Source organism: Psychrobacillus sp. (genome assembly GCF_032154225.1).
Lineage (GTDB): Bacteria > Bacillota > Bacilli > Bacillales_A > Planococcaceae > Psychrobacillus.
This window is the reverse complement of record NZ_JALDYF010000012.1, coordinates 22269-45237: the sequence shown is the minus strand read 5'-3', so window position 1 is coordinate 45237 and position 22969 is coordinate 22269. Positions and strand designations below refer to the sequence as shown.

Annotated in this window: 21 protein-coding genes and 1 pseudogene; 16 read left to right on the top strand and 6 right to left on the bottom strand. The window is 35.5% G+C overall.

The features are described 5' to 3' along the window. The first annotated feature begins 539 nt into the window (after nucleotides 1-539). The 10 genes and pseudogenes from RUH95_RS14825 to RUH95_RS14780 all read left to right on the top strand — a co-directional run bounded on the left by RUH95_RS14825 (nucleotide 540) and on the right by RUH95_RS14780 (nucleotide 8593). A complete protein-coding gene (locus RUH95_RS14825) occupies nucleotides 540-824 on the top strand; it encodes a hypothetical protein (RefSeq protein WP_313893669.1) in 285 nt (94 codons plus the stop codon). 277 nt (nucleotides 825-1101) lie between these two features. Continuing rightward, nucleotides 1102-1827, top strand: a complete 726-nt coding sequence (locus tag RUH95_RS14820) for an AlkZ-related protein (RefSeq protein ID WP_313893668.1) — start codon at nucleotides 1102-1104, stop codon at nucleotides 1825-1827. A gap of 140 nt (nucleotides 1828-1967) precedes the next feature. Then, nucleotides 1968-2501 (top strand): annotated as a pseudogene (locus RUH95_RS14815) (PIG-L deacetylase family protein); the annotation flags it as partial. A gap of 108 nt (nucleotides 2502-2609) precedes the next feature. Then, the gene (locus tag RUH95_RS14810; RefSeq protein WP_313893667.1) at nucleotides 2610-3104 is read left to right on the top strand and encodes an NUDIX hydrolase; all 495 of its coding nucleotides are present in this window, start codon (nucleotides 2610-2612) and stop codon (nucleotides 3102-3104) included. Nucleotides 3105-3161: 57 nt separating this feature from the next. Then, complete coding sequence (locus tag RUH95_RS14805; protein WP_313893666.1) at nucleotides 3162-3632, top strand: hypothetical protein; 471 nt, start codon at nucleotides 3162-3164, stop codon at nucleotides 3630-3632. Nucleotides 3633-3809: 177 nt separating this feature from the next. Then, a complete protein-coding gene (locus RUH95_RS14800; RefSeq protein WP_313893665.1) occupies nucleotides 3810-4847 on the top strand; it encodes a serine hydrolase domain-containing protein in 1038 nt (345 codons plus the stop codon). Between the two features lie 193 nt (nucleotides 4848-5040). Then, nucleotides 5041-5454, top strand: coding sequence for a sigma-70 family RNA polymerase sigma factor (locus RUH95_RS14795; protein ID WP_313893730.1), 414 nt, complete (start codon nucleotides 5041-5043; stop codon nucleotides 5452-5454). Then, nucleotides 5447-7291 (top strand): DUF4652 domain-containing protein, encoded by a 1845-nt coding sequence (locus tag RUH95_RS14790; protein ID WP_313893664.1) that lies wholly within the window; start codon nucleotides 5447-5449, stop codon nucleotides 7289-7291. The genes RUH95_RS14795 and RUH95_RS14790 overlap by 8 nt, the downstream gene beginning before the upstream one ends. Nucleotides 7292-7389: 98 nt before the next feature. Next, entirely contained in the window at nucleotides 7390-7968 is a 579-nt protein-coding gene (locus RUH95_RS14785) for an L-rhamnose mutarotase (protein WP_313893663.1), read from the top strand. Between the two features lie 73 nt (nucleotides 7969-8041). Then, the gene (locus RUH95_RS14780; RefSeq protein WP_313893662.1) at nucleotides 8042-8593 is read left to right on the top strand and encodes a hypothetical protein; all 552 of its coding nucleotides are present in this window, start codon (nucleotides 8042-8044) and stop codon (nucleotides 8591-8593) included. A 51-nt stretch (nucleotides 8594-8644) separates the two neighbouring features. Here RUH95_RS14780 and RUH95_RS14775 read toward each other — a convergent pair whose 3' ends face one another. Beyond that, nucleotides 8645-8866, bottom strand: coding sequence for a DUF1128 domain-containing protein (locus tag RUH95_RS14775; protein WP_313893661.1), 222 nt, complete (start codon nucleotides 8864-8866; stop codon nucleotides 8645-8647). Nucleotides 8867-8932: 66 nt separating this feature from the next. Continuing rightward, on the bottom strand, nucleotides 8933-10300 hold the full coding sequence (locus tag RUH95_RS14770; RefSeq protein ID WP_313893660.1) for an alanine/glycine:cation symporter family protein: 1368 nt from the start codon (nucleotides 10298-10300) through the stop codon (nucleotides 8933-8935). Nucleotides 10301-10509: 209 nt separating this feature from the next. Here RUH95_RS14770 and RUH95_RS14765 point away from each other — a divergent pair, with 209 nt between their 5' ends. Both RUH95_RS14765 and RUH95_RS14760 read left to right on the top strand, forming a co-directional pair. Continuing rightward, the gene (locus RUH95_RS14765; protein ID WP_313893659.1) at nucleotides 10510-10884 is read left to right on the top strand and encodes a YtxH domain-containing protein; all 375 of its coding nucleotides are present in this window, start codon (nucleotides 10510-10512) and stop codon (nucleotides 10882-10884) included. A 23-nt stretch (nucleotides 10885-10907) separates the two neighbouring features. After that, entirely contained in the window at nucleotides 10908-11876 is a 969-nt protein-coding gene (locus RUH95_RS14760) for a YihY/virulence factor BrkB family protein (protein WP_313893658.1), read from the top strand. A gap of 12 nt (nucleotides 11877-11888) precedes the next feature. Here the strand turns inward: RUH95_RS14760 and RUH95_RS14755 are convergent, their stop codons facing one another. From RUH95_RS14755 to RUH95_RS14745, 3 genes are all read right to left on the bottom strand, one after another. Then, on the bottom strand, nucleotides 11889-13799 hold the full coding sequence (locus tag RUH95_RS14755; RefSeq protein WP_313893657.1) for a heavy metal translocating P-type ATPase: 1911 nt from the start codon (nucleotides 13797-13799) through the stop codon (nucleotides 11889-11891). Nucleotides 13800-13946: 147 nt separating this feature from the next. Then, on the bottom strand, nucleotides 13947-15476 hold the full coding sequence (locus RUH95_RS14750; protein WP_313893656.1) for a fumarate hydratase: 1530 nt from the start codon (nucleotides 15474-15476) through the stop codon (nucleotides 13947-13949). An 88-nt stretch (nucleotides 15477-15564) separates the two neighbouring features. After that, complete coding sequence (locus tag RUH95_RS14745) at nucleotides 15565-15753, bottom strand: SE1561 family protein (protein WP_313893655.1); 189 nt, start codon at nucleotides 15751-15753, stop codon at nucleotides 15565-15567. A 383-nt stretch (nucleotides 15754-16136) separates the two neighbouring features. Here RUH95_RS14745 and RUH95_RS14740 point away from each other — a divergent pair, with 383 nt between their 5' ends. From RUH95_RS14740 to RUH95_RS14725, 4 genes are all read left to right on the top strand, one after another. Continuing rightward, nucleotides 16137-17315, top strand: coding sequence for an MFS transporter (locus RUH95_RS14740; RefSeq protein WP_313893654.1), 1179 nt, complete (start codon nucleotides 16137-16139; stop codon nucleotides 17313-17315). Further along, the gene (locus RUH95_RS14735; protein ID WP_313893653.1) at nucleotides 17312-19063 is read left to right on the top strand and encodes a methyl-accepting chemotaxis protein; all 1752 of its coding nucleotides are present in this window, start codon (nucleotides 17312-17314) and stop codon (nucleotides 19061-19063) included. The genes RUH95_RS14740 and RUH95_RS14735 overlap by 4 nt, the downstream gene beginning before the upstream one ends. Before the next feature lie 147 nt (nucleotides 19064-19210). Further along, the gene (locus RUH95_RS14730; RefSeq protein ID WP_313893652.1) at nucleotides 19211-19642 is read left to right on the top strand and encodes a hypothetical protein; all 432 of its coding nucleotides are present in this window, start codon (nucleotides 19211-19213) and stop codon (nucleotides 19640-19642) included. Between the two features lie 179 nt (nucleotides 19643-19821). Further along, on the top strand, nucleotides 19822-21522 hold the full coding sequence (locus RUH95_RS14725; protein ID WP_313893651.1) for a methyl-accepting chemotaxis protein: 1701 nt from the start codon (nucleotides 19822-19824) through the stop codon (nucleotides 21520-21522). Nucleotides 21523-21584: 62 nt separating this feature from the next. Here the strand turns inward: RUH95_RS14725 and rlmD are convergent, their stop codons facing one another. Further along, the gene (gene rlmD, locus RUH95_RS14720; protein WP_313893650.1) at nucleotides 21585-22961 is read right to left on the bottom strand and encodes a 23S rRNA (uracil(1939)-C(5))-methyltransferase RlmD; all 1377 of its coding nucleotides are present in this window, start codon (nucleotides 22959-22961) and stop codon (nucleotides 21585-21587) included. Nucleotides 22962-22969: the final 8 nt, after the last annotated feature.

Genomic DNA, 22969 nt, shown 5'->3' with positions numbered 1-22969 from the left:
GAAGGATTTTTTTGTATACACCTTTTTTATAAAGTGAGTTTTACTGGTTTTGGCAGGGATTTACGCTACAGAGGCGGAAGCGGGCACGCCTTCATCCGATTCGTTTAGTCCAGGGTATTAAGCTCGCCCTTTTCCCTCTGGTGTCGCCTCTTCTTTCGCTCCAATCCAATGGAGGATGTCGGAAGCTTTCAGACTATCCCTCTATTAAAACTTTCTCCAACTAAATGCGTTAAAATTTCTACTAAACCCACATTTTCCAATTAAAACGTAGAGTGATAGAAGTGCAAGGAAAGAAGTAAATTGATCATCACATTCTATCGTTAAACCTTATGATTACTAACCTATATAGTTAAAGATTTAGACAAGGGCCTCGATTCGACAAGAATTGATGCTCTTTTTTTATGCTTAAGAGTCTAGTTCAATAATAAACTTTCCGTAATTGGAACTTAATTGGTTAGTTTAACGTATGTATTACAAAGGGTTTGAATTTTTAGTTTTATTTAACGAGAAATATTACTGGAAAACGGAGGTAGCCTGAAATGGTACTAACCATTTTTATCATATTGGCATATGCAATTGTTGCCTTTTCTTTAAACTTAACTAAAAGGAATAAGAAAAATAGATTAATCACTGGAGTAGTCTTAATGATATCAGTTTTGACGTATCCGTTAACCCTGCCTTTGTTACACGAAACTAAGGTGATTCATGAATTAGAAGGAACGGGTTCTTTAATTGTTTTTCATCTTCTTCTATTGTTAGGTGGAATTATCACAATCATTGCAGGAATTTTCACTAAAACGAAACTAATTGAAGGTAATGACTAAAATTTTTATTCGACTAGTGGGACGCTTTAGTAACAGGTTATGTAGTTGCTAAAGCACTTAAAATCAGAAAGAAGTAATAAGTGTATCTACTAGATTATTTCAGGATATATAGCGGATGAAGTTCCATCTGGTGGAGATCCAATTTTGTTCTATTTGTTTTTTGGTGTTTTATTATTAAGTATAGTGAATATGGTTTTAGTTTTTAAAAAACGGGGGCGATAGTCCAAGAAGGATTAATGCTCCTTTTTGTTGAACTTATTGTAAAGGGAAATCCACTTTGAATTTAGAAATTAGATATATGACAAATTTTAAAAAGGGAGATAACAAATCCATGGAATATAAAGTGAAAACATATGAGGAAGCCTTGGATGTGATAGAAGAGATTGGTTTACTTCCACTCGCAACATTAATACCTGATTTACCTTCTTTAAATACGATCACTTTACCAGAGTATTGGCATTCTGAATCAGAGTTTGACCCTTGGATTTGGAGAACAAAATTTTCAACAGACGGGGTTGCTGCATACGGTAAGTTCATTAAGAAAAAATCGGTATTGATTTCTCGTCATCTTCTTCCATATGTAAAAAAGGTTCTAGGCTATACTGAGTCGGTTGAGGAACGTTATTTTAATGGAACTGTATCAAAAGAAGCGCTTGATATATATAGAATAATTAGGCAAGCGGAAGGAATAGACACTAGGGCATTAAGAGTAAAGGCGGGGCTAAAAGAGAAGGACAAAAAAAGGGTGTTTGACAATGCATTATTAGAATTACAAGAATCAATGGACATTGTAATTTCAGGTATACAAGAGAAGAAAAATGCGGAAGGCGAAAAGAATGGTTGGAGCAGTACAGCTTTCGAGACTTATGATTCTTGGACTATTAGAAATGACATAGATATTGTTAGTTTAGATAAAGAAGACTCTAAAGAATATCTTATGTCCTATTTTAAGAATGGTTGTAGTAATGAGTCGCTGAAGAGGCTTGAAAAAATTTTCGTATAAGTAATGTGGAAAATATCTATTAGGGTTAGGTGATGGTATTTCTTATTGTATTTACAGATACGTTACTTTAAGGAAATCAGATTTTCTTTCAATTTTAACAATGAGGTGAAACGGATGATATTCAGTGACACCTAGATGACAATGAGATCGGTGCTGGCGCGACAATTGCCAATCTTGTGGCACAAGGGGTTGAAGAACATTATCTCACGGTAACTGATGGAAGTTCGGGAAATTATGATACCAACTTATCGACAAGCCAAGTAATTGATATTAGACGAAAGGAACAAAAGGAAGCAGGTGCTATATTAGGCGTAAAAAATTTTCATTGGTTAGAATTTCAAGATGGTCACTTATTTGATAACGAAGAATTAAGAAAAGCGTTAGTAGGTGTTATTCGGAAAATTCGTCCTGAGATTATTTTTACCGTTGATCCATGGCTTTACTATGAAACACATATTGATCATATTGTAACTGGAAAAGTTGCTTCTTTTGCAGTCCGAACGAGCGGAAACCCACGATCTTATCCTGACCAACTTCAAGATGGGTTAAACGTACATCGTGTTAAGGCAATAGCCTATTATACAACTAACCACCCAAATACATTTATAAATGTGGATGATTTTTGGGAGCGGAAGCTTTTGGCACTTCAAGCACATAAAAGTCAGTTTTCATAGTAATGTAGATGCTATTAATATGTAAAAGGTTAACAATGGAGTGTCACAACTATTCACTTAGCTTAGATGATTCAATATTTATAATACATAAAACAAGGAGTGAAATATATGCAGACTATTTTTGTCGATTGGGGTGGAAATAATGTGAAACTTACTTGGATACCAAGAATGAAGTTAACTGAATCCCAAAAAGTTACAAGTGTTCATGCCGTGTGCATGAAAGATGGGAATGTCCTGTTAGCTCATATAAAACATAGAGGGTTTAATTATCCAGGCGGACACTTAGAACTCGGGGAGAAAGTGGAGGAAGCTATACTACGAGAAACGTATGAAGAGGGATATGTAAAAGGAACAATAAAATACATAGGTTCAATTAAAGTAAGCCATGAAGAAAATCCATCATTTGATCCAAAAGGAAAATATCCTTTGATAGCTTATCAAGCTTTTTTTAGAATGGATGTAACAGAATGCTTACCTTTTCTCCGTGGGCATGAATCAATTTCTCGCATTTGGGTTGAACCCTCTGAAGTACCATTCGTAATTAATGACCATGAACTTTCAAAAATAATTTTAGAGGAAGCCTTAATGGTAAGCTCTAATTGAACCAACAGGGCTAGTTAGTTTTTGTACAAATTATTTTATGAAAGGAGAGATATAGACTTGAAAGCAAAGTTTTTAGTAATGCTCTCTTTGACCATTCTATTTTTTATTATAGTTGTTCAAAATGTGGCTGCAAGTTCAGCATTTGTTATAGCGGAAAAAAAAGCAGCAGGTTATCAGTACACAGTAATAAAAGAACAAAACACATATACTTGGAAGATTGGATATCAGGGGAACATATCAGTAATTCAAGAAGACGAGAACAATAAAGAAGACTTGGAAAAATTTATGCATGCTGTCGGTGATAGTAATCTTGAAATGATAAAATTAATCCTATCCACATCCTATTTTTTGATTGTTGTTTTAACAGGGTTAATACTGTACAAGAAAAATAAAAAGATACATAAAGACCTCGCACTGGTTATTGTTGTATTTGTAAGTATTGCACTATATTTTATCTTGGTAACGTCTCTTGATTTAAATAGTTCATTAGCAGATGCAAAATACTATTATTTAGACCTAATTAATTAAAGCTTTCCATGTACTATCGGAGCGTTGATCCAAGAAGGATTAACGCTCTTTGTTGTGTTGGGCTTATTGTACCGAAGAGGGAGTTTGTTCAACATTAATAAATTATCTGAATTCACATAAAAAGAACGTGCATTCGTGTTATAATTCTATAAATGTTACCAAATTTAGGAGGATTATATGAAATTAAAAAATCTAAACATTCAAGAACGTATGAAACACTATAATGTACAAGGATTAAGCATTACATTAATTGAGAATGGTCAAATCAGTGTTACAGAAAATTACGGTTTTCTAGAAGCAGGAAACGATAATAATATTAATAAAAATTCTATTTTCAATGCTTGTTCAATTAGCAAGTTCCTTACAGGAATGGTGGTAATGAAGTTAACAGAACAAGGCCTTCTGAATTTAGATGAAGATGTAAACAATTGTCTTATAGCGTGGAAAGTACCTGAAAATGATTTAACTAAAAATAACAAAGTTACATTACGAAACTTGCTTAGTCATCAATCTGGAATTATAGATCCTGAAGATAGTTTTTCTGAACTTAATTCGATTAGATCGATTCCTTCTATGGCTGAATTATTAGAGGGAAAAACGCCTTATTGTAAAGCTCCCATTGAAGTGAAGTATGAGCCTAAGAGTGAATTTCACTATTCAGATGCAGGTTTTTGTATCATTCAGCAACTTATAGAAGACGTTACCGAAAAAACTTTTCAGCAGGTTATGAACGAACTTATTTTTAATCCATTAAAGATGGAAGGCAGCTCATTAGATACATCCATTTCAGAAATGAAAGTGGAACAAATTTCTTGTGGTCATAACAAATACGGTGAGTTAGTAGAAGGGAAATATCCTATATATCCATACCCAGCGGCTTCTGGATTATGGACAACTTCTTTGGATCTAGCCCTGTTGGTTATTGAATTAATGAATGCGCTAAAAGGAGAAAGTAAGGTTGGAATTTCAGCAAGTTTAGCAAAAAAAATGATAACTCCACAAGGAGGAAAGGATTGGACTGGACTAGGTGTATTTTTAGAGGGGTCGGAAAAAGAGCTCGAAATTACATCTTTAGGTTGGGGAGTAAGCTTTCAATGTATGATGGTGGCGTTTCCAATTTTAGAGAAAGGTGCAGTTATCATGACAAATACAGAATTAGGGGTTCATCAAATGGAGGGGATTATAGGAGAAATATATAATTCGCTTATGTTATAGGCTCATAAAAAAATTACATAAAGTAAAACGTACTGGGTTGGTGCATCGTCTATTAGTAAAGGGCATGGAAGGGGGATGGGGAGTGAATCGTTATTTAGAGGAGCAGATGTTTCAGCAAGTAATGCAAGAGCACAGTGATTATTTGCTAAAGCTTGCTTACTTATACGTAAAAGATTGACCAGCTGCCGAGGATATCATACAAGAAGTGTTTTTGAACTTTTACAGGAAATTTGAGCAGTTTGAAGAACGGTCTTCGTTAAAAACTTATTTAGTTAAGATTACGATCAATAGAAGCAAGGACTATTTGAAGAGCTGGCGTTATCGGAAGCATATACTCACAAATAACTTTCTAAACCCTGCAAAAAAAGGACGAAATCGAGTCGTTGAGCAGGATGAAAAGTTAGAAATAGCGGATGCAGTACTTCAGCTTCCATTAAAGTATCGAGAAGTTATCATTTATTATTACTTTGAAGAATTATCAGTCTTAGAGGTATCTCAGATTTTATCTATTTCAGACAACACAGTAAAAACTAGGCTTAGAAAAGCCAGAGCCCTTTTAAAGGTTCGCTTGAAACACGATGAGTGGGAGGTACTTACAAATGAATGAGATCAAGAAACAACTAATAGATAAAATTGGTGATACCTCGGGTCGTGTGAAACGAGTTCAGCAGCAAGTGAATATAAAAAAGTCTAGAAAACCAGCAGAAAAGGCACGCTGGATGTACTATGGCACAATGATTGCTTTTATAGGCTTGCTTGCGTTTAGTATTTACTTAATACCTACAGCTATTGATGAGGGGGCTAGTCAATTATCAAAGGGTGGGGCGATGGACGATGAAAAAAATGAAGTAATCTTAAAAAAAGGAGATTATTACGAGGAGTTAAAACAATATCTACCCACTGACGGTGCCAAATCAATCTATTTAGGAGGCTATGAGGACAGCGGTTCTACGATCCAAACTTATTGGCTAAATGAGTACTACGTGCATCAAATAATAAGCAATACAGCAATCTCTCAAGAGGTAGTTTATCGGATAAATGGGAACAGGCTGGAACTAGTGTACAGTGAAGCAATCCCAGATCTGGGAGAACCATCTGAGTGGACAGAAGAGGAATTAAATAAGTTGCCAAGAATATCCATTGTATTAGAAGCACCTATTCACAAAGGGGCTAAATATGTGGATGGAATCGTAACGGAAATATCTACAACGGTGAATACTACCTATGGAAGCTTTCAGGATGTTCTTGTAATAGAAAAAACAGAAGATGATTTCCAAACTAGAAAATATTATGCTTCGGGATTCGGACTGGTAAAAAGCGAATTCCAGTATTTAAATGAAAACAGCGGAAAATATGAATTTGGATCAACAGACGATTTATCAGAATATATAACAGAAAATGAATATATAATCCCAGACCGTTTTGAGAAAACTGTGATTGGAGATTTTGATTCCACATTTCATTCTCCATGGAAACCTTCCCCAATTGGAAAGCTGCAAGCAACGATAGAAGGAAGAGGAGAACAGGCAGCGGAAGAAGGAATTGGTTTTATCGTCATTGAGAATAGGGAAAAGAAAGAGTTTGTAACATTTAAATTGATAGAAGACAGAGAATATAATCAGTATACTCCAAAAGCAGTTGAGTGGATTGATGAGGACAGACTGCTTGTCATTGTAGGATATGCGTATGGAATGGTAACAATGGGTGGTAACTTGTATGAGTTAAACATTAAGGACAATACGGTTACACCAATTATTACTAATTTAACGCCTAAAGAGGAAATTTCATCTGTTACTGTGAACGGTGATGGCACTTTTACTTATAAAAAGCATGTTTATGATACAGATAATATGGAACAAAGCGAAAGCCATATGGAGGAGGGGGCACTTCCTATTCCACCTGTTACTAAAAAGGATGAAAAAGTCTTTTGGAAGGATTTTAAGCATTTAGAAGCGATAGATTTAGGTGGCACTTCATTAAAAAGTCTAGAAGGAGCAGAGGGTTTAACGAACACGGAAAATCTATTCTTAGGTGATAATTATATAACAGACCTATCTCCATTGAAGGATCTAACCAATCTAAAAAGTGTCATTTTAAACAGTAATCCTATTATTGATTTCTCTTCCCTTAGTAAACTGAAGAACCTAACATTTCTTTCATTAGGAGATACAAAGTTAGACTCTCTAGAAATTGTTCGGGATATGAAAAAATTAGATCGCCTCATTATATTTAATACAAAAGTATCGGATTTAACACCACTTGAAAACGCTAAAAAATTAACTTATTTGGATATCCGTTACACCGATGTAACGAGCATAAAACCATTATTAAAGCATGAAAAGCTGAAATACCTTTTATTAAATAAAGACATCGTAAAAGATTGGGAATTACTATCGGGTAAAGAAGGCCTTCGAATATCGGAGGAAATTATCCTGGCAGAATAGGGTTTTAAAAATGAAGATATAAAAAGAAGGGGGGCGTTAATCCAAGAAGGATTAATGCTCCTTTTTGTTGAAGTAAGGTTATGATGGGAGGATAATAAATGGGGAATTCATTGTTAATGACAACAGAGGCAACTTATTCGTTGAATTTTTTGATTTATATCCAAAATATATTTCTTAATCAAAATCAGCGGAATGGTAAGTTTAAATTTCCTTATATGACAACTAAGTATATGTTTCGAGAAGAGTTTGAATCTACTTATAAAAAGCTATGGGATGAAGTTTCAGAGAGAATTTTCGATCAATCTATAAGTGATATGGAAATTTTTTATGAAGAAAAAGATTTATTTTATCAAAGATTATTTGTGGAAAGTGATGAAAATTTGAAGGATTATACTGAAATATATAAATCTTTTGGAGTATGGTGGGAGAGTTTTGCTGGTCGTATTTCTATAGAGAGGTCTATTTCAGATGAAGGATGGAACTTATATGTAGGATTAGCTAATTTGCTTGCGCAAAAAGGAATTGAACCTAAGAAAGAATTGAGTATTAGTTTGATTTATGATGAATGTATATTAGCTAATTTAGACGTTTTTCCTTATTTTTCAATCCTTACTACAAAAAATCTTTTTGTTGCATACAAAGAGATTATCCCAAAATTAGAGGTCTGTATTTATTAAGTTTAAGCAAAAGAAGTAGCCCCTGAAACTTTCTAGTATTGCAAACGTATAACCTTTAAAGGGGTGTATTGTAATGTCCCAAACTAAAACGATCATTTTTTTCAGCTTTATGTTGATGGTGTCAGGGCTTTTATTAGTTGCTTGTTCAAATGATGATACAGAAGATGCAAATAAAGAAGTAATTACAAAAATTTTGGAGCATCAATTTACTGGCCCAGATGAAAAGTTTGTGAATCTAATATGGAATCCAAAATATACGACTGTTGTGAATAATAAAGAAGAGAACAAAGAGTTAGAGGAGTATGTAGAAGAAATATATGGCTCTTATTTTGTAAGTTCTTATATGAGTTCCTTTCTAACTTCATCCGGCACATCCTATCCAATTCTTGCTCATCTCACGGAACATAAGTTAAACCTTGCGGATATTAAGATTGAGCAAAGTGAGAAAATGTCCACTCGCTATACTTTTGTGGCAACGGTTGGTTATTGGAAAGATGGTGAGGAAGAAAAAATAGCAGATGTATCAGGTGAAGTCATCTTCTCTACAAAAGAAGAAGGGAAGATTGGTCGATTCCAGTATACAGGAGACGGCGGTTTAGGGAAGTTAATGAATCAACAAGATTAATCCGAATAATAAAATCCTGCTAGAAGCAACAATGTCGCTTCTAGCAGGATTTTATTTGCGCAGGTTACCAAGTTCGGCTGCAATAGCTTCCATTTCACTTGGGCTAAAAGAATCTCTTTTTTTAACCATTTCATAAAGGTAAAGAAGATCTTCATATTGCGATGCATTAAAATTTTCCGATTTCATTGCATCGCCATTAACCATACGAAGTTTTTCTTTTATCGTTTCAATCATATACGTAACATTTTCAACAGAAGGTTGTGATAAATTCATTTATACGTACCTACCTTTCATACATTAGAAGTTTATCATTTCACGCTACGTAAGGATTGTCAAATACTAAATAGTTTTAGCCGCTCGAGCCGCTTCTTTTTCTTCTTTTAATTTCTCTTGAATACGTTTTGTTTCATACACTACTACACCAGAAAGACCAAGTAATCCTATTAAGTTCGGAATAGCCATTAATGCATTTGTAATATCAGAGAACGTCCAAATCAAATCTAAAGAAACAACAGAACCGATAAATACCATAATTACGAAGGCAATACGGTACACAATTAATAAAGAAGGATTTTTGAATAAGTACTGGAAACATTTTTCTCCGTAATATGCCCATCCGAAAATAGTAGAAGATGCGAAGAAGATTAATCCAATTGCTACTACGTATGGACCGAAATCACCTAGAAAGTGTCCAAAAGATGCTGAAGTTAACTCATTTGCAGCAAGGCTAGTATCTTTGTACATACCAGACATTACGATTGTTACACCTGTAATTGAACAAATAAGGAATGTATCTAAAAATACTTGAGTCATCGAAACAAGTGCTTGTCGTCCAGGAAGATCTGTTTTTGCAGCTGCCGCAGCAATTGGAGCAGACCCTAAACCAGCCTCGTTGGAGAATACCCCACGAGCGATACCGTAACGAATAGCAGCACCGATAGCACCACCTGCAGCGGCTTCACCAGAAAATGCCATTTTGAAAATAGTAGCAAAAGCTTCTGGAATTGCAGTTACATTCATAGCCATTACAATGATTCCTGCCAATAAATAAAATAATGCCATGATTGGTACGAAAATAGCAGTAACATTACCAATGGACTTAATTCCACCAAGAATAACAAGTGCAGTAAAAATTGTTAGTACAGCTCCGGTGATCCAAGTATCTAAACCAAATGTAGATTTTACAACACCTGCAACAGAGTTAGATTGTGTTCCATTTCCAATACCGAATGCTGCAATAGCTCCAAAAATTGCAAATAAAACTGCTAGCCATTTTTGTTTTAAACCGTGTTCCAAATAGTACATCGGACCGCCGGCCATTTGACCTTTTGCATCTTTCACACGGAATCTTACAGCTAAAATTGCTTCACTATATTTCGTTGCCATACCGAAAAATGCGGAGAACCACATCCAAAAAATTGCTCCTGGTCCACCAAGCACTACTGCGGTAGCAACCCCAACGATATTTCCAGTACCTACTGTTGCTGCTAATGCAGTTGTAAGTGCTTGGAATTGTGTTATATCACCTTCGGCAGTCTTATCATGTTTTTTTGAGAATACTAGTCTTAGAGCAGTTGGTAAAAGTCTAATTTGTAAAAAACCAACACGGACAGTTAAATAAATACCTGTTCCAACAATTAATATTAAAAGTGGAATACCCCATAAAAAACTTGAAACACTGCCTAAAAATTCATTTAGTTTATCCATTCATCAAAACCCCCGATTGTGTATTCTAACTTTTCATCAAATAAACTTTTCTTCCTTTCTGTATTAGTTTATCTTATTTACAATATTCATAAAATTCCGTCCAATAGTCAAGACAAAGTTTTTTAAAATGGCAAATAGTTTGTTTTATTCGCTTGAGTCAGGGGTATAATTATATATATAAATATAGTCGAATTTTGGAGGTAGTAAATATGAGTGAAAATAAGTTTGTAAAAGGTATTGTTTGTGGAGCAGTAATAGGTGGAGCTTTAACGCTACTAGATAAAAGCACAAGAAATGCTATTATAAATAAAACAAAGTATTGTCAGAAGCAAATTCAGTATTACTCAAAAAATAGAGAAGAGCTAAAAACGACGATGGAAGAACAAATGACGAAATGGAAGTCGGTATATGAGCAGTTTTCGTCAGATGCTACATATTTGTCGCAAAAGGTGAATGAAGTAAAACAAATTACGCCACAAGTAAAAACGCTTTTAACCGATACCAAAGATGCTTTTGTTCAATCGAAAGAAGAATATAAATCGATGGTCACTCCTGCATCAGATGATCACGTGATTAAACAATAAAGTAAAAGATGGGAGAGGATGACATGGATAATAATCGCTTGAAAAAACAAGAAACATCCAAGGGGTCCTCTACTTCTCCGATTGGTTTTGACAAGCTTAAATTTTTACATATTAAAAAGAAAGAGAAGGGAATAGCTATAAAACATGATGTTACAACGTGGAATGGCTATTTAAAAGAGTTGCTAGGTCATATTCAAAAAGCGGATATTTCAGGACTAGGAGCACAACTTGCATTTTTCTTTTTACTTTCTTTATTTCCATTGCTTATTTTTCTTGTGACATTATTACCCTATTTAAATTTGGACGAAGCACAAGTATTTCGCTTTCTAGAAAACTACGCGCCAAGAGATGTATATATGCTTATTGAAGGAACAATATCGGATGTTTTAGTTAGTCGTAATGGGGGATTATTGTCGCTTGGTATTATTGGTACGATTTGGTCAGCATCCAATGGAATGAATGCAATCGTTAAGTCATTAAATAGGTCGTATAATTTGGATGAAACAAGGCCGTTTCTTCTTGTAAGAGGATTGTCCGTTGTTTTTACATTGCTTATGATTGTTTTACTGCTAGTTGCGCTTGTCTTGCCTGTTTTTGGGCAACAAATAGGAAGTATTTTGTTTTCTTATTTTGGTTTTGAAGAGGGATTCCTCAAGCTTTGGAATAAAATAAGGTGGACAATTAGTCCGCTTGTGATGTTCTTAATTTTAGTTGCTTTGTATTGGTTTATTCCTAATACTAAATTATTTTTGAAAAGTGTGTTGCCAGGGGCGGTTTTTGCAACGGCGGGATGGATTGTTGTTTCTCTTGGATTCTCTTATTATGTTAGTAATTTTGGCAATTACTCTTCTACGTATGGAAGTATCGGCGGAATTATCGTGCTCATGCTGTGGTTATATTTGTCTGGTATTATTTTGCTAGTAGGTGGTCAAATAAATGCAGTAATGCAGGAACGAAAAATAGCATTAGAAAAGGCAGAAGGGACTAAATAGCCCTCTGCCTTTTTAAATATTTCTATTTAGCATTCTCAAACCATTTAATATAACTAAAATTGTACTACCTTCATGTCCAAGCACTCCCATCGGTAGATCCACAACTTGTAAAAAGTTGGAGATTATTAATACGGCGATAACAGAAACTGAAAATACAATATTTTGTTTAACGATTCTTCTCATTTTGCGAGACATTTTGACAGCATATGCAATTTTGGAAAGATCATTTTTCATTAACACAACATCAGCAGTTTCTAATGCTACGTCTGTTCCTTCTCCCATGGCAAAGCCTGTTGTTGCTGTAGCAAGGGCAGGTGCGTCATTAATGCCATCCCCAACCATGCCGACAAATGAATGTTTTTGCAACAATGCTTTCATATGCTCTACTTTTGTTTCTGGTAGGCATTCAGCAATATACTGGTCAATTCCTGCTTCTTTTGCAATAACTTTGGCTGTTTTTTCATTATCCCCTGTAAGCATAACTGTCTTAATCCCCAACGATTGTAAAAGTTTAATAGCTTCTTTTGCTTCTTCTCGAACGGTATCTTTTAAAGCAGCCGCCGCAGCAATTCCTTTTTCATCTCGCATAAAGATGACTGTTTTACCTTCGTCTGCAAGGGAAGCGGCTACACCATTTTGAAATGCGAAAGCATCTTCTTTGTTGACGAAATCCGGTTTACCAACAAGTATTGTTTGGCCGTCTATATTCGCTTGCAAGCCAAATCCTGGTTTATCTTCTATATGGATTAAAGGCAGCTGACCAATTCCTTCCGATTTTGCAAACGATGTAATCGCTTGGGCAAGAGGATGATTCGACTGTGCTTCAATTGTCGCAAGCATTGTAAGGGTAGCTGCCCGGTCTAAATCATCACGAACAATAAAGTTTGTGACAACAGGTTTTCCTTGTGTAAGTGTGCCTGTTTTGTCGAGTGCAATTGCTTTCATTTCACTAATATTTTCTAAATGCACGCCACCTTTAAACAAAATCCCATGTTTGGCTCCATTAGATATAGCTGCAAGTGTAGCAGGCATAACTGCTGCAACAAGTGCACAAGGTGATGCAACTACCAATAAAACCATTGCACGATAAAATGTAGTATTCCAGTCCCAGTCCAATAAAAAGTGAGGAAGGAACATCATAAGACCAACAGTAAACAGAACAATTTTTACATATGCTCCTTCAAATTTTTCGATAAATTGTTGAGCAGGTGATTTTTCATCTTGAGCAGTTTGTACAAGATGAATGATTTTTTGGAAAAGCGAGTCTTCGTTTGCTTTTGTCATTTCCATCGTAATCGCACCACTAATATTTACTGTGCCGGCAAATAAATCGTCATTAGCTTGCTTGGATACAGGTATAGACTCTCCGCTTATTGCAGCTTCATCGATTGCTGTTGTTCCACTTACGATTATGCCATCCGCTGGAATTCGTTCTCCTGGTTTTACAACAAGCTGATCGCCTTTAACTAGTTCTCCGACAGATACTCGGGTAGTTGTACCATCGATATTTAATCTCCACGCTTCTTCAGGTTGCAATTTCATAAGAGAAGAAATTTCTTTTTGACTTTTATTCATGGTGTATGTTTCTAATGCGCCACTTACAGCGAAGATGAAAATAAGCATAGCGCCTTCTGTCCAATATCCAATAATGGAAGAACCGATTGCAGCTAAAATCATGAGCATTTCTACATTCAATTCTTTTTCCATGATTGTCGATTCGATACCTTCTTTTGCTTTAGCAAAACCACCGATAACGAAAGCGAGTAAATAAAAGACAACGGATAATGTATCTTGCTCCAATTTACCGACACCCCAAGCTACTAAAATGAGCACGCCAGAAAAGAGTGCCGCGATTAACTCGATATGGGGAAGTAATGATTTAACAAATGATCGTTGTGTTTCTGTTTCGTGTATATTTGACATGTTGTTCACTCCTTGATAATGAATTTCACTATTAATAACTCTTATAAATAGATAAAATGGATTCCATATTGCATGGAATCCATTTTATAATTGTTACTACTTTATAATTATTATAAATAAGAAGTGGACTTTCGTCAACTAATATACTTAGTTGAAAACGCGATCTTTATAAGCAGATAGTTTTTCTAATGAAGACTTGTCTACATCTGCATGCAAACTATTTCCATGAGAGTCCATTGTAACAACAGCTGTAAACTTCTCTACTCGTAAATGCCACATTGCTTCTGGAATACCAAATTCCATTAAATCGACACCATCGACACCTTTAATACAATCAGCATAGTATTGAGCCGCTCCGCCAATTGCGTTTAAGTAAACGCCGCCATGCTCCGAAAGGGCAGCAAGTGTTTTAGGTCCCATTCCACCTTTACCGATAACTGCACGGATGCCGAATTTTTTCATAATATCACCTTGGTACGGTTCTTCACGAATCGATGTAGTCGGACCAGCAGCTCTTACATGCCAATCTCCTTGCTCATCTTTTTGCATTACTGGACCACAGTGATAAATGATTTGTCCGTTTAGATCAACAGGTGCATCATGACTCATTAAGTGATGATGGATTGCGTCACGCCCTGTATACATACGTCCAGTAATAGAAACAACATCTCCAACTTGTAATGCACGGATTTGTTCTTCTGTAATTGGAGCTTGAAGCTCTACTACTTTTTGAGTAGAATCATCTGTTTTTTCTTCTTTAAATTCAATTTTTTCGCCTTCTTGGTAATGCCACTCCATAATATCGCCAGTTGTAGGATTAATATTGATCGCCATACGACGGTATGCCCAACAGTTATATGCTACTGATACATAGAAGCTCGCAGGAATACGGTGCATAACGCCGATTTTACAACCAAGTAAAGTAGCTTCTCCACCGAATCCCATTGTACCGATACCTAAAGTGTTTGCTTTTTCTACTATATAATCTTCTAGTTTTGCAAGGTCAGCATGTGGATTTGTATCTTCAACAGAACGGAATAATTGTTCTTTTGCTAAATCGTATCCAGAAGAACGATCGCCACCGATTCCAACACCGATGAATCCAGCCGAACAGCCTTGTCCTTGTGCTTGGTAAACAGAATGTAAGATACATTTACGAATCCCGTCTAAATCACGCCCAGCACGACCTAAACCTTCTAATTCAGTCGGTAAGCTGTATTGAATGTTTTTGTTTTCACAGCCGCCACCTTTTAAGATAAGCTTCATTTCAATATAATCTTCTTCCCATTGCTCAAATTTCATTACAGGGACACCTGCACCTAAATTGTCTCCGCTGTTTTCTCCAGTTAGTGAGTCAACAGAGTTAGGTCGAAGCTTCGCATCTTTTGTTGCTTTTACAATTGCACGTTTAATTGCCTCTTTGATTTCTAATTGATTGACGCCAATAGGAGTTTTTATTTTAAAGGTTGGTAAACCAGTATCTTGGCAAATTGGTGACACATTATCGTCCGCCATTTGAATATTATTTGTAATAGTATCCAAGCTCATTGCCGCACGTGTGCCGGCATTTTCGGCTGCTTTTGCTTTTTTAATCGCACGACGAACGTCTTTAGGAAGGTTTGTTGATGTTTCTGTGATTAATTCATAAATACTTTTCTCCAATATATCTAATTGCATTTCTCTATCTCTCCCTTAAAAATATGTATTTATACCCTCAACCTAATTATACCCCTTTCTAGAAATGAAAAAAAGAGCAGCTGGCAAGCTACTCTTTACTACTATTTTTAAATTGCTCCATTTTAAGTTCTAAATCATCCATCATTTGAATAAGACGATCAATGTCTTCTAACTCTGTCGTTTCAGGCTCAATACTATCCAATACTTCAATGAACATTTGCAAACGATCTTTTAAATAAGATACTTGTTGTTCTGAATTTGAAATTTGTTTACCCACAGAATAACACCTCACTTTATGTTATAAGGATAATTCAAATTGTGAATAAAAGATAGGTATAAAGCGTTATTTTATTAATTTACCTATTTAGAATATTTACACTATTCAATTTATGTGGTATTGTATCTTTAACGCATACATAGAAGGGAGGCCGTAGTGAATAGTCGAAACCATTCAATTAATAGAAGGAGGGGGTTCGGTCATTTCACCGGCAAAAATGCCGCAAATGCTATTATGAGTACTCAAAAGGATATTAGTTATATGTAAAAGGCTCAGTCCGATCTATTAAGATGTCGACTGGGCCTTTTTTAATGAATTTTATACATAGTACAGGGGATTTTGATACACTTATCTTATTACAATACATAAGATGAGGTTACAGTATGCAGTCATTTACAGAAGTAGAAAGAAAAAGATTTTGGATTCTTGTTATTATTGTTTCCATTTCAGGATTTTCTCAAGGAATGTTATTACCGCTCATTTCCGTTATTTTTGAACAAGACGGGGTAAGTGCTACATTGAATGGGTTAAGTGCAACAGGTCTTTACTTAGGGACATTATTAATTTCTCCATTTATGGAGGCACCACTTAGAAAATTCGGATATAAACCGATTATATTAATAGGTGGGCTTGCAGTGATTATTTCGTTGTTACTTTTTCCTATTTGGAAAAGCGTTGCATTTTGGTTTATTTTGCGTTTAATCATCGGAATTGGGGACCATGCACTTCACTTTTCGACTCAAACATGGATTACAAGTTTTTCACCTCAGCATAGATTAGGCCGAAACATTGCATTATATGGACTTTCTTTCGGTGTCGGATTTGCTGTTGGACCACTGTTTGTTCCTTTAGTGCAAATTTTTGAAGGGTTACCGTTTATCGTTTCGAGTATTCTTTGTTTCGCAGCTTGGACGCTCGTCTTTTTTGTGAAAAATGAAAAACCAGAGATCATGAAAAATTCTCCTGCTTACGAAGGTACTTTGAAGCGTTTTGGAGCAACTTTTGCGATCGCATGGATTGCATTTATACCACCATTTAGTTACGGCTTTTTAGAGTCGTCTTTAAATGCTATTTATCCAGTCTATGCTTTGCGAAATGCAACGGATGTAGCGAGTTTATCGTATATATTGGCAGCGTTTTCGATAGGTGGCGTAATTTCGCAGTTACCACTCGGCATATTAAGCGACAAAATGGGAAGACGCAAAGTGCTAATTATTATGCTTGGTTTAGGTACGATAACATTTGCAACGGCAAGCTTTTTTGAAAGCTCGGCACTTGCGCTAGGAGTATTATTTCTCATCGCTGGAATGTTTGTAGGTTCTACGTTCTCGCTAGGTATATCATATATGGCTGACTTAACACCGAGAGAGCTTCTTCCTACTGGTAATTTAATGTGTGGAATTTCATTCAGTATAGGAAGTTTATCAGGACCATTTTTAGGTGGCTTGTTTATCCAATTATTTGAAGGTGTTAGTTTTTTAGTATTGATCGCAGCTCTTTTAGGATTGTTGTTTAGTGTCATTCTTATATATAACCCAGAAAAGAAAGGAAGGCTTGCATGAGGCGTAAAGGTTCCAAATTAGGAAATGGGATTACATTGTATCTTGTTATTTCAATTGCAGTACTAGGGATTTTCTTCAGTGCCATTATTTTTTACAATACAAACAAAACGGTAAAAAATACGATTGGAAATAATGGAGTACATACTGCGCAAAATATTGCCTCTTTGCTCGATATTTCTGCGTATGACGAGTTTAAGGATAATCCAGTAGAGTCTGATCTATATTGGAAATTACGTTTAGAATTAAATGATTTACTTATACAAAATGGTGTCTTGTATGCATATGTAACAGATGTCCCAGCTAAAGGTGAAACAGCAAAAATTTTAGTGGATGCCGGAGATGAGTACGATGATACGGCATACATGCCAGGAGATATTAGTGAAGGCACAGACTATCACCGAGTTGAAGGGGCAATAATGGGAACAGGTAGCTACACCGATATTATTATAGATGAAGAATATGGTGAATATTTATCTTCCTATGCACCATTAAAAAATGCTCTTGGAGAAGTCATTGGAATTGTTGGAGTAGATCTTGCTGCGAGTGAAATACAACAAATTCAACAAGATACTTTAAAAGCAACAATACCAGTTTTATTATTAGTCATTATTGTGTTGAGCGTTATTTTAATCGTCTTTTTAAATCGCTATATTGTAAGAGCATTAAAGCCACTTACTCATATGCAAGACGCTGCTATTCAATTTGCTAGCGGAGATTTAAATGGAGCTGAAGAAACAATATCAAGTATTTCATTGAAACAAGAAAATGAAATTTCTGATTTTGCAAAAGCTTTTAGAAAATCAGTGGAGCAGCTAAAGCTCATTTTGACGAATATAAATGGCACTGCAAGTTCACTTGTCCAAGTATCGGATGATTTAGACGGGGTTATGAAATCGGTTCGCTTTTCAAATGATGATATTTCGACAAGCATTTATCAAATTGCAGCTGGATCAGAAGTACAAAAAACGAATAATGATGAAGCGTTGACAGCTATGGAAGAAATGACGTTAGGAATTCAGCGAATTGCTGATTCTTCTACAGCAGTAGCTTCTTCATCGAATGAAATGACAGAGCTAGTAAACGCAAGTGTTATGGACTCCCAAAAGGTAGTCAGGCAAATTAAAAATGTAGAAAATTCCGTATTAGCGACTGAAGGCCATGTGAAAGAGCTTGGCGAGAAATATCAGTCGATTGAAGAGATGGTAAAGGTTATTACAGGAATCGCGGACCAAACTAATTTACTTGCGCTAAATGCTGCAATTGAAGCAGCGCGGGCAGGGGAAGCTGGTAAGGGGTTTGCGGTTGTTGCTGACGAAGTACGAAAGCTCGCAGAAATGTCGAAACAATCTGCTGAAGAAATTCATCATCAAATTCTAGCGTTTCAAACAGTAACGGAGCAAGCGTTAGAGGAAATGGCGAAGAGTGCAAAAGATGTACAATCTGGCTCCAAAGCAGTAGAAACGATTGGAGACGGTTTGCATAAAGTGCTAGAATCTGTTTTAAAAGTAAATGAAGAAATACAAGATGTTTCTGCCGTTACGGAGCAAATGTCAGCAAGTTCTGAAGAAGTATTGGCATCGATGGAGCAGGTTTCTTCTATTGTAAATGATTCAGTTGAACAAACGAAAGCTGTTGCGACATCGACAGACAAGCAAGTTGCAACTGTCGATAATTTAGAGAAAACGATTACTATATTACAAAAGTCTTCGGATAAATTAACAGAAGCGATTAATCAATTTAAGCTTTAATAGAAAAAGGCGTGCCAGTTGAATTTAGCTGGGCGTCTTTTTTGAAGGGAATTATGACCAAAAATGAAACCGATTATGTAATTGAAACGTATTAATATAAAATGAGTGAATCTTCTGATTTCTAATAAAGTAGTGAGGAGTGGGTAAATGAGAAATAATTGGTCTAAATATGTTTTAAAAATCTTCTGGGTGGCGGGTTTAATTGCATTAATACAAGTTAGTATGCATTTTGAGGGGATTTTAAAATTCAATATTTCAACGACCTTTGACCCGAAGTATTTCGCATGGTATATGGCGACTGCTCCAGTTTTTATAGGGATGTACATTTCATTGATTTGTAAAAGAAAATGGTCATTTAAGATAAATGTTTCGATGCTTCTCTGTATAACTCTGCCATGTTTTCTTATCGCATTTTATAGCCCAGTTGGAATGACTATTGCGATATTTACAAACAATTCTATTAGTATACCGTTTCCAAATTGGATGATTTATATCAGTACTTCTCCGATTCCTTCTATAGTTGCCGGATTAACTTTGATCTTAGGGTTATTTGGAAATAAAGAGACGGATGCTAACTAATAAAGAAAATAAGCAAAAAGTGGTGATATAAACAATTTTGCATTGTTTGTGTCACCGTTTTTTTATTTTTTTAAGTAATCAAAAATTTGTCGATTTATGTTGAAATTTCATATATAATGTAGGTAGTTAGCAGTTATTTTTTACATTATATAGAAAATGAAAGTATAGGGGGAACAAATATGAAGTGGTCAATTGGAAAAAAGCTAAGCATTTCATTTTCATTAATTATGTTTATTATTTTGGCAATAAGTGCTTTTTCGATTTTTAGTGCCTTTACATTGAATGGGAATATAAAGACGTTAAACAGTGAGGTTATGCCGAAAATAAAAATGGTTAACCAAGTAAATGTTCAAACAGACGATTTCCTTATAACTACACAAAAGATATTGTTATCTAAGGATAAAGAATTTACAGATAAATATATAAAAGAAATTGAAACAATACACGCAGAAATAGAAACTTCTATAAAAGAGTATGAATCAGTGCTAACGACTTCAGAGGGGAAAGTAGCTGTAGAAGAGTTTAAGTCCAACTGGGCTATTTACCTTGATCATTTGAATTCAGTAATTGGTTTAAGTAATTCAGGTCAAGTAGACCAAGCAATTGCGATGTCTTATGAAGCAAATGAACTATACGATATAACACAAAGTAACCTTAATAATTTAATCACTTTACACGAAAAACAAGCAATGGCGACCAACAATCAAGGAGAAGTTAGTTTCCAAAGAGTAGTTATTTTACTAATCGCAGTAAGTATATTATCCGTTATTATAATAAGTGCTATTGTTGTATTTTTCATGCGTGTTATTAAGGCTCCAGTAGAGCTTTTATCAGCACAAGCGAAAGAACTAGCAGATGGAAATTTAAGACTTGAACCAGTACAAATAAAAAACAGTGATGAAATCGGACAATTAGCAACTGATTTTAATCAAATGATGCTCAATTTAAAAACATTAGTGCAAGGGTTACAAGATCATATTCAAACAGTTGCAGCTACTTCTGAGGAACTATCAGCAAGTGCGGAAGAAACAAGTAAAGCAACTGAGCAAATTACAAGCGCGATGGTAGATGTTTCAGAAGGAGCAGATTTACAAGTGCAAGGAGCTCAAACTAGTAATGAAGCCATTTCGGAAATGGTGATAGGAATGGAACAAGCTAGTACTTCTGTTCAATCTGTATCAGATTTAGCTATATCTACTAGGGAGTACACGACTTTAGGTTCTTCTATGATGGATGAAACGATGCAACAAATGACAAATATTCAACGCTCTACTGAAACAACGTCGGAAGTTGTTCATTCATTAGGAGAAAAATCAGCAGAAATAAGCCAAATTGTTGGGCTTATTACAGCTATTGCAGACCAAACAAATTTATTGGCATTAAATGCAGCGATTGAAGCGGCTCGAGCAGGAGAAGCTGGAAAAGGATTTGCTGTTGTAGCAGATGAAGTTCGAAAATTAGCGGAAGATTCTTCTGTAGCTGCCAACCAAATTCGTGATGTAATTGTGTCGATACAAGAAGAAGTAGTGAAAGCAATCAGTGCGATGGAAGTATCAACTAACACTGTAAGCGATGGAATAAATCTTGTGAAAAAATCTGAAGGTAACTTTGGCAGTATTTCTTCGATGGTACAAGATGTATCAAGTCAAACAGAAAATATATCTGCCGTAATTGAGCAATTAAGTGCGAATACACTTAGTATAAAAGGTAGTATAGACGAAGTAGCTACTCTTTCAGTAAATTCGTCGGACAAAGCACAAACTGTAGCTGCTGCTGCAGAAGAACAAAATGCAACGATGGAAGAGATTTCTGCATCAGCCCAAATATTAGGAAAATTATCTTCGGAACTGCAAGAAATGGCACATAAATTTAAGTTATAAAAAATGGTCCATGTGAGGAAAACAATTTTGAATTGTTTACATCACATGGACCTTTCTTATGTTTAGTTCTTTAATTCCAACAATGTAACAGCTTCGACGTGAGCAGTTTGGGCGAACATGTCTATTGGTTGAATATACTTAATATCATACACTTTCGAAAGTTGCTTTAAATCTTTTGCGAGAGTCGAAGGATTGCATGATGTGTATACAAAACGTTTTGGTTGAATGTCTAAAATTGTTTTTAGTAACTCATCGTCAAGTCCAGCACGTGGTGGGTCTACTGTTAATACATCGGGAACGAAACCTTCGTTTTTCCACTTTTGTAACCATTGTTGTGCTGTACCATGAACATATTTTGTGTTTTTAAAGCCATTGCGTTTCGCATTCTTTTTCGCATCTTGGATAGATTCTTCTACAATATCCATACCGCGAACTTCTTTTGCATTTTTTGCAAGCCAAAGTCCGATTGTGCCAACTCCACAATAAGCATCTACAATTGTTTCTTCTCCAGTTAATGCTGCTGCTTTTTCGATTTCATTGTATAAGTGTTCTGTTTGCTCTGGGTTTAACTGGAAAAATGCGCGAGCAGATAGATCGAATGCAAGCTCACCTAATTTTTCATGGATTGTTTCTTTACCGTGTAAGTTAAATGTTGTGTCTCCAAAAATAAGCGATGTATCTTCTGCATTTATGTTTTGACTAATGGACACAATATTAGCATCTATTGCACGGATTTTTTGTACTAATTCTTCTTTATGATGCATTTTCTTTTGAGTAGTTACAAGTGTAACTTGAATTTGTCCTGTTTTCATACCTGTACGAACTACAATTGTACGGACAACTCCTTTTGAATTGCGTCCATCATAAATCGAGATATTTAGTTCTTGTAAATATTTTTTAATTTCATTTGTAATATGTGTTGTTGCAGGATGCTGCACAGCACATTCGTCAATGTCGACTAGTAAGTTAGAGCTTTCTGAATATAGCCCAGCGATTACTTTTTCTCCTAATTTTCTTACTTGGAACTGACTTTTATTTCGGTAATTCCAAGGATTGTCCATTCCAATTGTTTGTCTTACCTCAATAGAAGGAGCTAAATCTGTCACATAACGTTCTAGTGCTTGCATAACCAAGTCTTTTTTCTCGATAAGCTGTCTTTCGTAAGTCATATGCTGTAATTGACAGCCGCCACAGTCATCGTACACAGGGCAAGGTGGATTAACTCGGTCGGGAGAAGCTTGTCGGATTGATTTGATGATTGCTTCCGCATATTTGGGTTTAACTTCTGTAATTTGTGCCGTAATTATTTCTCCAGGTAGCGCACCTTTTACGAATACAACGCTTCGTTTGAAAAAGCCGACACCTTCTCCGTTAATACCGAGCCTTTTTATCGTTAATGGAAATTCTTGACCAACTTGTATTGCTGTTTGTTCTGTCATTGCTTCAC